The 11,836-nt window shown below is 39.6% G+C and carries 10 protein-coding genes; 4 read left to right on the forward strand and 6 right to left on the reverse strand.

From position 1 onward, the window contains the following. Positions 1-13: 13 nt before the first annotated feature. Both A361_RS16310 and A361_RS16315 read right to left on the reverse strand, forming a co-directional pair. Positions 14-1,612: an AlwI family type II restriction endonuclease gene (locus A361_RS16310; protein ID WP_019382266.1), complete on the reverse strand. Its 1,599-nt coding sequence runs from the start codon at positions 1,610-1,612 to the stop codon at positions 14-16. After that, complete coding sequence (locus tag A361_RS16315; protein ID WP_019382267.1) at positions 1,605-2,078, reverse strand: hypothetical protein; 474 nt, start codon at positions 2,076-2,078, stop codon at positions 1,605-1,607. Before A361_RS16315 ends, A361_RS16310 begins: the two co-directional genes overlap by 8 nt. A gap of 158 nt (positions 2,079-2,236) precedes the next feature. Between A361_RS16315 and A361_RS16320 the strand changes: the two genes are divergently transcribed. The 4 genes from A361_RS16320 to A361_RS16335 all read left to right on the forward strand — a co-directional run bounded on the left by A361_RS16320 (position 2,237) and on the right by A361_RS16335 (position 4,676). Continuing rightward, positions 2,237-2,620 carry a hypothetical protein gene (locus A361_RS16320; protein WP_019382268.1) on the forward strand — a complete coding sequence of 128 codons (384 nt, stop codon included), beginning with the start codon at positions 2,237-2,239 and terminating at the stop codon, positions 2,618-2,620. Then, positions 2,620-3,093: a hypothetical protein gene (locus A361_RS16325; protein WP_019382269.1), complete on the forward strand. Its 474-nt coding sequence runs from the start codon at positions 2,620-2,622 to the stop codon at positions 3,091-3,093. The genes A361_RS16320 and A361_RS16325 overlap by 1 nt, the downstream gene beginning before the upstream one ends. 781 nt (positions 3,094-3,874) lie before the next feature. Then, on the forward strand, positions 3,875-4,060 hold the full coding sequence (locus A361_RS16330) for a hypothetical protein (protein WP_019382270.1): 186 nt from the start codon (positions 3,875-3,877) through the stop codon (positions 4,058-4,060). Between the two features lie 169 nt (positions 4,061-4,229). After that, positions 4,230-4,676, forward strand: coding sequence for a very short patch repair endonuclease (locus A361_RS16335; protein ID WP_019382271.1), 447 nt, complete (start codon positions 4,230-4,232; stop codon positions 4,674-4,676). 12 nt (positions 4,677-4,688) lie between these two features. On the opposite strand, the gene A361_RS16340 is transcribed toward A361_RS16335, so the two are convergent. From A361_RS16340 to A361_RS16355, 4 genes are read right to left on the reverse strand one after another with little or no spacing between them, the layout of a single operon-like run. Next, positions 4,689-6,500, reverse strand: a complete 1,812-nt coding sequence (locus A361_RS16340) for an AIPR family protein (protein ID WP_019382272.1) — start codon at positions 6,498-6,500, stop codon at positions 4,689-4,691. A gap of 3 nt (positions 6,501-6,503) precedes the next feature. Beyond that, the gene (locus A361_RS16345; protein WP_026041736.1) at positions 6,504-7,526 is read right to left on the reverse strand and encodes a PD-(D/E)XK motif protein; all 1,023 of its coding nucleotides are present in this window, start codon (positions 7,524-7,526) and stop codon (positions 6,504-6,506) included. Between the two features lie 24 nt (positions 7,527-7,550). Continuing rightward, on the reverse strand, positions 7,551-10,196 hold the full coding sequence (locus tag A361_RS16350; RefSeq protein WP_019382274.1) for a Z1 domain-containing protein: 2,646 nt from the start codon (positions 10,194-10,196) through the stop codon (positions 7,551-7,553). Beyond that, positions 10,183-11,661 (reverse strand): ATP-binding protein, encoded by a 1,479-nt coding sequence (locus A361_RS16355; RefSeq protein WP_019382275.1) that lies wholly within the window; start codon positions 11,659-11,661, stop codon positions 10,183-10,185. The genes A361_RS16350 and A361_RS16355 overlap by 14 nt, the downstream gene beginning before the upstream one ends. Positions 11,662-11,836 lie beyond the last annotated feature (175 nt).

The raw sequence follows: 11,836 nt of genomic DNA on the forward strand, positions 1-11,836 counted from the left end.
AGGCTACTTTTCTTTAAATCATTTCTGAAATACTCCTATAACCCTTATTAGTAAATAAAGTCATAAACATTTCTGTTCGCTTTTGTTCAGGTATGTCATTATCTAAACAGTAATCTAAGAATCCAAGTAAAGCTTTAGCTGAAAACATTCCACCTGCAACTTCCAAAGCCTGAGAAGTATTAACCTTTTCAGATATCTTCTTTAGATTACCTTCCCCACTCCATTCGCTAGCTGTTATATAGCCGAAATAAGTAACTTTTTTCCCTTCATAACCATTGTAGTTTGGAATATATTCTGAAGCCATATGTGAAGCCAGGTGGGCAGACAATGGGAATTTCTTTTTATAGTTTTTGGCATCTATTATACAGATCCTATTATTGTCTACATGTAAAACTATTTCAATCTCTGTTTGCACCTTTCTTACAACTGGTTTTGGCCTGAGGTCAATTTTGAAGCCGATTGCTTTTAGAATTTCTGCTGTCTTGTCCTCAAAGACTAAATCATTTTCTTCAAATAAATATGATTCGACAAAATCCTCATTTAGGGATGTAAATTGGTAGTTGTGAAGTTCATAAGCATAGTTTCGTGCCTCTCTCCTGGAAAACTCCTGCTCAAGAATTACTGTAATCTCTTCTGCAGAAAGCGACTGCAACACCGGATAATTTGATAATAGCCGATGAACCTTTTTAATACTTTTACTTCGATTAGTTGATGGAGAAATTCCTCCATAAGCACTTGCCTTATAACTATCTACATCTAATCCAGCATTTTCTGCAAAGCGTTCTAATGAAATTAGATAACGTTTATTGAAAGGATACCTTGTATCAAAATTAATTAGTTTTTCAGCAGTACTGGTGCGCAATTCAGAAGGAATCCTTAGGGCATCCCCTCTTACGTAGTCAACTAACCCAGTGTAATCACACATCATCATAAAAGTATGTGCGACGTCACCATGAGCTGAAGCAAAATCACGGGCTCCATTATCAGATCGCTCTCTATGGTCATAGATACTGGCAACTATTTCTTTCATTTTTTTCTTTTCTGTTTCACCAGCAGAACGATAATTAAGTATTTTTTCTGTGACACTCCACAGCTCATCATCCTTTTTTGCAGTCAGTGCAAAGAAAGTAATTTCTTCTTTTGTGACGAAGTAATCCAGCTGGCGCTGATTCACGAGCCGGATTAAGAATCTTGCAGGACGGATTTGAAAATCATTTTCAAACTTGGGTCTAAATCCGCTTTCCAAAAAGTAAGCGTTAGGAATTTGAAGGGTTAGTATTTGCTTCGATGTATTTTCACGTATCTTATTTCCTTCAAGAAGCGCTTTACCTACTTTGGTAAGAGATAGGTTTCCGGAAGGAGTAATGTAAACATATCCAAAAGTACGAAGCATAGCAGCCCATGTCCTGCCTCCAGATCCATCATGACTGATATTATCCCGTTTAAGTCCTTCCGAGGCCAATACTTCTTCATAAAGTTTATGGGCGCTTCTATTTCTCGACCAAACAATTTGGAAATCATTTGTTGCTATTTGCAGTGCTCGAAGCGCCTCTACATGAAATTTCGGATCTCGTTCCGGGCGTGTAATAAACCATACTTTTCTTTCAGGCATCTGGTGAGTCCTCCTTGCTGGCTTGCTGATTTATTAATTTTTTTATTTCTCGAAAATATGATAATTCTTCTTTATTAAGCTTTCTTTTTGATTCTAGTGATCCCCAATCTCCTAATAGGTCTATAAGAAGCTCCTCTTCTGAAGAAACGAACTGTGCAATCTGAGCTGAGTTTTCTTCTTCATCAGATAGGTTTGAAATTACTCGTGCGATGTCTAATACCTTATCATCAAAGACCGCTGACAAAGAATACCCATTAAGGTCTATCTCTGTATTTATAACAGAGAAAATTTTTGCTAATGAAGAGATTTGAATATCTTCACTTTGATTGTAAGCATCATTAATCCAATTACCTTTCCTTCCTGTTCTAGAGCTTACTTCCTTATGAGATAGCTTTGCTTTTGAGATTAATACATCTAAATTTGTTAGAAGCCTATATAACAAGGCTCTCTTAAATAAGCCTTTCAACACGTTCGTTTTGATGTAAATCTTCCTTTCTCCATTATTTCCCTATAAACTCTAGTATAAATTCAAAACAAAACAAAAATATCACCTTATAAGATGACATTTTTATTTTAACGATGTTTTATAATTTAGGAAAATATGTAATATGAGGGGGAAATTGTATGCCGCGTTCTGGACAATATTTTGACGTTGAATTAAAGAGAGCACATTTAAATTGGGGAACTGAAGGCGCCTCTAGATCAGTTTATCGAAGAAATGAGTATGAAGTCTATATTCCGATTAGCATGGATAACGCCAGGAGATATACTATCAGACCAGGAGAATTGTTCCATTGTACTTCAGCTGATGGGTTTTTCCACGGACCGCTCAAAGCAACTGGATCTCAAGGAAAACTTCTAGAATACGGGAAAAACTTTCACAAAGAAGGTGATTTACGTGCTCTAGGCTATTGGTTGAAAGACCGGCATAATGCAAGAGAAGGGGATATCGTAAGGGTAGAGTTTACAGGGGAAAATTCTATTTTGTTACAGTTTTTAAGAGCATAATGAACAGCATGCAATATTTGATTAATGTTCCTATAGAAGATGTTAAACAGTGCTTTTCATTTGCTGAACAATTATATCAGAAAAAAGCAGCCAGCCTAAAACAATTTGGAAGAAAACAGCTCATTCGAGAAAAAAATGATTATATTGCGGATCATGTCATAGGGAAATCAGTGGAAATAGGCTTCAAAAGATTCCTTGAGATAAATTGTGGAATAAGCTTTAAGGTGGACTTCGATATATGGGAGGATCAGCTGATCCATGACAATGGAAATGATTTAGCAACTGTTTTTTTCAACGGTGAATCTAAGAAATTCACATTCAAAACAGATATTAAAGGAACAAGGAAATCATCTAAATGGCTCCTGGTGGAACGCCATAAAATAGTAAACTTTAATAAAAAATCTATGTTGTTGGATTGCTGGACAGCATACCTGAAGGCAAGGCTTTTGAAAATAACCCTTATGGATATTTGAACCACAGTTGGAATGTCAGAATACTGGGGTATGCGTTAAATAGGGATATTGTCGATCCGCAAACAAAGCGAGGATGGATTGAATATAAAAAGGGAGACCATCTATATAGTCCATCTATCTTAGAAAAATGCAAATCGAGAAACAGAAATTTATCGCATTCTGAATATCAAAAATTACTAAACAATGTTATAAAAAATATCCCTGAAAATTGGAATAGACATATTGGAGGACCGCTAGATTGCGAAATTAATTATGGGCTTCCAATAAAATGGTTAAGAAATACAAACCTTGACTGGGAAAATTTTTGCAAAATTATTCATAAATATTCGAGCTAATCAGGGTTGCTGACACATTCCTTCCTTACTCACATTTAATTCTAGATACCAAAACAAAATACATTCCTCTTAGAACTAGTTTTCAGTTAATCGCTTGTTTTACTACAAAAAATCAACGTTTAGTTATTGATAATTTTTTTATTTTTATTTTTTCTATTCTATTTATCCTTTTCTTGTCGCGCATCTACATTTCGTTTTTTGCTAGCATACCCCTATGTTCCTGGCGTCTATAAAGAATCATGGTGGTGTTCTGGCCGCACCGTGATTCTTTTCCTTTAGATCTATCATAATAAATCAATTCCATATTCGGTTCCAGTATTATCTAATACCGTTAGTAGCACTTCTGTTTGGGTATTCCCCTCCACAGCTTCAATATACAAACATTTATAGTTATTTACATGGTAAAATATGGTAAAAACCAATAATTTGGAAAGAAGGTTGGCAGAATGAAAATCCGTTGTGGGTCATGTCACATTCCATTAAAAGATGATGACATGTTAGTATTGGATGAGTTTAATACTTTAAAACATCGAGGATGTTATGAGCTTGATCCGAAATATATAAAAGATGTTGATACATTCAAGAATATCAAGGAGAAATATGATTTCTTAAGAGAAGCATTCACCCATTAAAAAACGATTTCTTATTCTAGTAAAGCCACTCCAGTCTAGATTATAGTCAAAGTTTATTCGCTTTTATCAAATATAACATAATAATTTTTTTTATGAATAATGTCAAAAGTGTAATGTCCGGCTCTTCTGGGTAAGATTCCAATATAAACCCTAAATCGGACGTGATTCCATGCCTGAAAAAATAACAAAAGAACAGCGATCCCATAACATGAGAGCTATCAAGTCCCAGTCAATGCTGGAAAATGACATTACAAAGGCTCTCTGGAGGCAAGGCTTTCGGTTTCGTAAAAATGCAAAAATGTTCGGCAAACCGGACATCTCCATAAAGAAATATAAAATCGTTATCTTTATAGACTCTTGTTTCTGGCATTGCTGCCCGATTCACGGAAATATGCCAAAATCCAATCAGGAGTATTGGACAAAAAAGCTGGCTCGCAATGTCAGCAGAGATCAGGAAGTGAATCAGTATTATCAGGATAACGGCTGGAAAGTGTTGCGCATCTGGGAGCATGAGTTCAAGCAGGACTTTGATGCTGCAGTTGACTCCATCGCGATTTTTATTAAAACCTATGCAGTTTTAAAGGAAAAACACCCTGAATCTTTATCAGAAGATTAGGGTGTTTTTCTGTTAAATTAAGTTTTTCAGTTCCTGGGAGCAGGTTTCTTTAAACTGTATCCAGCAAGCTTCCTGTTTCGCCCATTGCGTAACGTTCCGCTCACCAGCAGATTCTTTCAGATAGAACAAAGTCTTATCTGCAATCGTACGTACGATATCATCCCATTTATCTGAAAGTGCCTGTTCTTCCCATACACCAACCAAATCAATTTGCTCGCTGTAGAGGTGGTGAAGCATTGCCACTGTATAGTAAATGACGTTTGCCTTGTAGCCTCTCAGCTTCATTTCATCAACGATTTCTTTGACGCGCTGATTAATGATGGCTCTCGCAATTAATTTCTGATAGACGGATAGAGTAATCTTATCCTGTGTGCTGCCGCTCCAGAAGCTCTTGTTCAGATCCATGAACTTCTTGAATGCTTCCTCTCCGCCCTTACTGGAAACATGAGGGTAGCCTTCCCATGACATGAAATATTTGGCCAAATCGACTTTTGTAAGGACCTTATCTTTCGGATACTGCTTCTTGAAATCGGTCTGTTCTTTTCCTCGCTTGCGTCGGTTGATATCCACCATATACTGGCCTCTGGCACGTTCGAAGTACCATTTGCTTTCTGGTCTTCTTCCGTCTTTTGCGGGAATCCAGATATTGCGCGAGAATTTTTCCAGGTCGGACATGAAGCGTGTATTGGCCAATAGATCCGATTTATTGATCTTGTTTTGCGTATTGGCATATTGTGAGATGCGGGAAATCATTTCATCTTCCAGCAGGTGCTGGTCTTTTGAAACAAATTCGTTTACCTGAAGGATTGTCAGTTTTGCCTGGACGTATACATCCTTTAGGCTGATTCCCTCTTTATAAGCCTTATGGATGGAAGCTGTCGTTTGGCCGCCGTTGACAATTTGCCATCCGCTTAGACCTTTTATTTTATATTGATTGACTCCATCTTTTACAGGCTCAAAGTCGCCTGTACGGGCTACAGTTGAAATGCCGTTGTTATAGGCAACAAACATTTTCCGCTGGAATGGATCTTTTAGCGTGTCACGAATGCCTTTGTTGGTTCCGCCCCTTGCCTGAAGGAATGAACGGACATTTCGCTCAACAAGCTTTTGGCCCCATTCGTCATAGGCTTTAGCAAGAAGCTCAGCTGAAATATAGCCTACATAACAGTCAAATTCCTTTACACCGCTTGAAGGGTCAGGAACAAACATCATTTCAAATGTTTCACCGTAATCTCTCTCAAAATCAATGTAGTCTGTCTCAATAGCCTGCTCAGATGTGATCAGCTGCTGAACACGGTCAATATCCCATACTTGGACATTTACGGTTTCAATGCCCGGAATTGTCAATTCTACCGGCTTGTTTGAAGCATAGTACATGTTTGTCACTACAAAAATATTAATCTCGTTTAAGCTGTCCATCTCTTCATCAATGACTTTAGCAAGATCGTAAGCTTCTAAAGAATGGTCAATTGTCTGAAGAAGGGACTTGGCATTTGTGACAAAACGTTTTGCCCGATTGGCGATTTCTGCAACAGCAGTCATGTTGATTGAAAGCAGATCTTCCTCATTCTGCTCAAAATTATAATCAGCCACAAACAAATCTAATACATGATTTTCGTCATCAAAAGAATAGGCATTTACGGCAATGTTTTTTCCCGTATCTTTATAGGGAGGGATCAGGATTTCCGGATCATCCGGCCTGTCCATAAAGGAAATCATTTTTTCCAGGAATGGAACCTGATAGCTGCCTGTTTTTATCGCTTTTTCTTCCAGCTCTTCCATGAAATCGAGGAGAAATTCTTTTCTTTGTCTAGTTTCTATCATCTTTTATCCTTCCACTCTAAACATTTGGTATATGGTTTCTGGATCTTTCTCATATTCGGAACAATGAGTCAGATCAATATTATAACTTACATGGGAAATTCCCTTCGGCAGATTTTCCTTTAAAAGACGAGGGAAATCATCCCCAGCTTTGTAAACCTCTGTTTTTTCCACGAAAAACAAGGTATCGGCATATTCTTCTTCTCTAAAACCAAGATCAGTCATCAAATCACTATAAATAAGGGCGATTCGTTCAGACCTTTCCGCAAGCTTGGCCCGGACCTGTCCGGCCAGCTCTTGGAGGCTCATGCCATGTGTCCGGCTTTGTTCAAGGAAGCAGACATATAGATAAATAGAAGATACAGCTTCACTGAGCTTCAGCTGGTTCTCATTAGATATTTTAATGGTTTTTGATAATTTATCAATGACGGTTTTGATTTCAAGCCCGCATCTGGTGCCTTTGAAGTCAATTCTTCCCTTTGTCGGACCCTCCCACTGTTCAATAATGAGAGGAGGCTGGCCAGGGTGCTTGTCGAGCCATTCATTGATAAACCATAACTCTCCAAAGAGCCCCCGCTGCTGTTCTTCAGAAAGACGCTTAAAACCTCCGCGCTGGAAGAAAGTCCTCCATCGATCAAGTACTTTATAGACAGTTGAAAACAGAGATTCTTCCTTTCCAGCTACTAAATGTTCAGCTAGATTCTGGAGAACAACATCAAAAATTTCGGAGCTTTGTTCGTCCTCCTGTCTGATCACGAGGAAGTAATGCTGCTTAAGAAGGAAAAGCTTCTCAAAATATTCTACTTTGACTGACATGCCCCGCCATTTCGGGAGTGCTTTTTCCTGATTATCGTCCCATGCTTCCGTTCCCAGATCAATGTACAGCTGGCGGTGATGATTCGCAGGATCAATTCCTGCAAACATGACAGGGCTCTCGTATGTCAGGACATTCAGCTTATACACTTCACTGTCATCCTGGCTTTTAAGCTCTTGGATCATTTGTTCAAACTCTATTTTTAGGTTCAACACAGCTACTCTCCTTAAATAAAGTTATTAGACCGTTTTATTAGTCTGGTAGACATTTGTATCGTCAATTTCAGTCCCCGGGAAAGAGAATGCAATTCCAATAGGAACCAGTTTTGACGAGAATCTAACATCCAGACTGTTAAAGATCGGCACTTCTGGATGCAGAGGATAAATTAGCATTAGCCCCTTTTCCTTGTCACGTATTCTGCGTTTCTCTGTACGGTCTTTGATTCCTTTAATTTCTTCATAATCAAGATCCATATATTCGTGGTTAGGAGACACAATGGCCCCAATGTCTCTGATTTGATCCTTGCTCTCAGGCGCTCTCACTTTCTTACCAAGAGCGGCTGCCGATTTCAAATGGATCTTCCCTAATTCAACAGGATAATCTGACAGTCCAGAAGATGCTGAAGGATCCCCTTCAACTACTGCCACTGTCCAATCCGTCAGCTCTCCCTCTTTATTCACACGGTCAATATAATCGGCTATTAAAACGGAATTAACGATATTGCTGTCAGCAGTCTGATATTCTGACAGGTATTCTTTAATCATGTCTGAATTCACGCCAGATGCAGCATAAAAGTTGGTTCTTCTGTAAGTTGTCTTTTCTAAAGGAAGCTTATTTGCCAGCTTGACAGTGGCCTCCATATTTCCTTTAATGACTTCTTCACTTGGATCAAAAAGCCTTGTCTGCTGCAGGGTACCTGCATAAATGACATTAGAAGATACTGCATTTCTCATTTTCAGCGGGCTTGTCAGCTTCATCGTCGGATGGCTCAGCATCTTAACGGCATATTCAGAAGGTGTTTTTTTCATTGCAGCAAGACGGTCGAATTCCTGGCGCAGCTGAATCATCGCAATGGCCAGATGTTTAAAATTTGAAGCTATCTCATCAGATGTATAGATGCGGCAAAGATCCATGTAGCCCTTTCTGTATCCAAACCAGCGCCCCATCTGCATGAGCGCGTCATACATAAGCGAGTTCCGGAAGTAATAGGTGATGCTTAAGCCTTCCAGTGTTAGACCGCGGGATAATTTGTCTCCGCCTACGGCTATTACATTCAGGCCATCTTCTTTATATTGGTGGTAATCCAAAGCATCCCGGCTGTTGCCGTTAATTTCGAAAACCTGAATTGTCTCACAGCATTTTCTCAGTTCTTCATATACTTCATCCCAGCTGAATTCTGGATGATTTTCATTTGGCCAATCCCTGCTAGTTGGAAGGATATCATTTTCATAAAGCTCCTGAAGCTCTGCAATCACACTGCTTTCAGGATTATACTGAAGCTGTTTTGAGATGGCATCAAAGGTACGCGATACTTCATCTTTTACGCTTGACTGAACGTCCTTGAAGCGTGATGTATGAATGAGCATCGAATTATGCTTCTTTCTTTGCCCTCTCAGATTTCTGACTGCAATTACAAGAAGGAATTCCAGCATCGCTTCACGCATTTGCGGAGGCACCTCTTCGAACTTATCTGCATCAGATTTCTTTTTAATTGTCGTAAATACTTCAAGGTCTTCCTGGCGCAAATGGCGGATCAGACTTGGGCGAGTATCTTCAGCATCCTCTTCCACATTGAAGTATTCTTCAGGTCCGCAATATTCCTTCGGCTTTGGCAGGCCGACAAGGAAATCTTTCGGATATAGGTCATCCCCTTCTTCCTCTGTTCTTCCTTCTTTGCTGATTAGAAGGTTAGCGAAAGGAGTTGCTGTATAGCCAACAAAAGCTTTTCGCTTAAATACCTCAAGGATTTGCCTGATCAGACGATTGATAGTTTTCGGGTCTTCACTTTTATCCGGATTGGAAGTGTCAACAGATGCCTGGTCAGCCTCATCATCAACAATTAAAACTGGGATATCCAGATTATATAAATCTCGGTGGTTGATTAACTGGTCTCTGAGGGATTCCAGAACCGTTTTATTTTTCTTTACAACCATCAAGGTTGGCGAGTTCAGGTTGCTGGTTCCTCTCTGGCTGGACTTAATATCATTTACTTCTGTTGTCCAGGATGAAATGATATGCTCTGCTGTATTCGCATAAATCTGTGCAACTCCGATTGGATTTCCATCCTTATCTGTCCGGTTCCCGATTACCTCTTCATTCAAGCGGATCTGTGTCTGGGCTCTTAAGTCATTATGTATTCCAGACAGAACGATGATTAGTTTATAGCCAACATCGTAAGCTTTGTTGATCAAACCAGTGAAATTGGCTGTTTTACCAGACTGGACATAACCCAATACAAGGCCGCGCTTATCGAATGGCTCCATGGACTTTGGATTTCCAATCGAAGCCATAATCTGATTGGTTGTTTCATCAATGGCAGTAACGGCCTCAAGCGGCCAATTTTTTGTTTCGGACAGATATCTGCGGTACCTGGTCCAGAAAAATCCGCTTGCTGCCATTTTAGGCTCAAACCAGCTTTTTTCTTTCGAGTTCCTCATGACATAATCCTTGGGAACCTCCAAGCCAATTTTGTATTTCATGAACATTTCAAGAGACCATTTCTGAAATTGTGCATCATCAATTGGACCAAACCCGGATGCCAATACTCTCGCTAATTCGAGTGCTTTTTCTGCTGCTTCCTCAGAATTTGCAGAGTGGGCTTTTAACATATAATAGTTATTCGTAAAGGCCTGTTCGAACAGGCTCTTATTATCAATTGCTGACAATCAAATTCGCCTCCGTTGTGATTGCTTTTAAGGTTGCCCGGTTCAGGCCGTCAAAGGCCGGCTGGGTTAAAAGAATGTTAAACAGCTGTTCTTCATTATCCGCCACATTAAGGTTCAGCATGGAAGAAGCAAATTGGATAACCAGCTCTTTCTGACTGTCCGGCACTTCCTGCACTTCCTCTTCCGGTACCTTTGGAGAATCTATAATATTGCTTGGCGAGCCAAGCTGAATAAATTTTAGATACAAGTTTAATAGCTTTGCATTTTCATCATCCAGGTTTTTAAGCAGTTCAGAAAGGATCGGATGATTTCGGTTCAATATAAATTGCGGCCCATCTTCGCTTCCCGACTGCTCCCATGTATTCAGGCTGCCTTTTACAGAAGGATTCCTTGGCCCTGGCTGGGTGCGGAAATAGAAAATATCTCTTGAGACTTTACGTGCAATGGATGAAATGGCCTCAAGCCTTCTTTTTGCATCTTCCGGCAGGTTGATGCCCGACTTTTTAATATCCACCTGCCAGTCAGAGTCCGCAGCATTCGGAAGATCAATGCGCACCCTGGCAAGCTGTGAAGCTGCATCCTTCGGGAATAGACCCATCCAATCTCCGAAGTATAGAAGTCGATTTTCACGGTAAATATATAATCCCTGGTGATCACGCCAGCCTTTATACCCGCCCGCCTTCTTATATTCCGGCTCTGTTAAATGAGACGCATGCGGCAGTATAAAGTACTGTACCTTAATTCGGTTCTCATTGATCCTAAGTATTTGCATTTCGCCTTCCATAGTATTTGGATGATACCGCATGAAAGGATCCCATGGCACAATTTCCTTTCCGTTAATGAACATCTCGACTTCACTCTTTTCGAGAATAGAATGGAATACGAATTCGAGATGTCTATTAATCCGGGCCACTTTATTATAGAAGCTGGTTTCTTTCAGCTTGCGCTTGCCTCCATAACCCATAAAGCGGTCAAGCTTATCAATGCAGACTATTGTTCCGCTTTCGGATTCAATTTCACCCATTTTTTCTTTTACTTCTTCCGGTATCCTGGTGAAAAGCTGCCATTCATTGCATTCTGATACATGATCCAGGTCCCAGCATCTTTCGTTATAAACTCCATCCTTTTTGGAAAGAACACTTAACCGTTTCCCCAGCGAAAAGGATGCAGTCTTTAAACCCATTCCAAATCGTCCGAGTTCATTCGCACCCCTTTTTGCTCTCGGATCCTTAGAGCCAATATTCATGGCTGTCTGGAGCATCTCTTCATCCATGCCCGAGCCATTATCAGAAATTGTAATCATTCCATCACTTTCGCCATAGGCGAAATTAATATGTATTTTAACTGCCCTGGCATCCAGGCTGTTGTCAACTAAATCAGCAATCGCTGTATTAGCGTTATATCCAATCGAACGAAGCGCTTGAATAACAGGCGCTGCAGAAGGTCTCGTCAGTACTGTTTCCATTCGAATAACTCCGTTTCATTACTAGGTTTGTAACAATTATAACAAAAATTTAATATATAAATAGGTAGAGATGGGGATTTACTTATATTTACATATAGAAAATAAATTTAAGACAAAATCTTAACAGAATGGAGTCCTACTACTATATAAATACCATATCAGATAACCCTATCAA

Origin of the sequence: Cytobacillus oceanisediminis 2691 (assembly GCF_000294775.2) — a bacterium.
Classification (GTDB): domain Bacteria; phylum Bacillota; class Bacilli; order Bacillales; family Cytobacillaceae; genus Cytobacillus; species Cytobacillus pseudoceanisediminis.

Excerpts from the sequence above, each read along its gene's own strand:
- A361_RS16310 (WP_019382266.1), bottom strand. The coding sequence starts at position 1,612 with ATGCCTGAAAGAAAAGTATGGTTTATTACACGCCCGGAACGAGATCCG.
- A361_RS16320 (WP_019382268.1), top strand. The coding sequence starts at position 2,237 with ATGCCGCGTTCTGGACAATATTTTGACGTTGAATTAAAGAGAGCACAT.
- A361_RS16325 (WP_019382269.1), top strand. The coding sequence starts at position 2,620 with ATGAACAGCATGCAATATTTGATTAATGTTCCTATAGAAGATGTTAAA.
- A361_RS16330 (WP_019382270.1), top strand. The coding sequence starts at position 3,875 with ATGAAAATCCGTTGTGGGTCATGTCACATTCCATTAAAAGATGATGAC.
- A361_RS16335 (WP_019382271.1), top strand. The coding sequence starts at position 4,230 with ATGCCTGAAAAAATAACAAAAGAACAGCGATCCCATAACATGAGAGCT.
- A361_RS16340 (WP_019382272.1), bottom strand. The coding sequence starts at position 6,500 with ATGATAGAAACTAGACAAAGAAAAGAATTTCTCCTCGATTTCATGGAA.
- A361_RS16355 (WP_019382275.1), bottom strand. The coding sequence starts at position 11,661 with ATGGAAACAGTACTGACGAGACCTTCTGCAGCGCCTGTTATTCAAGCG.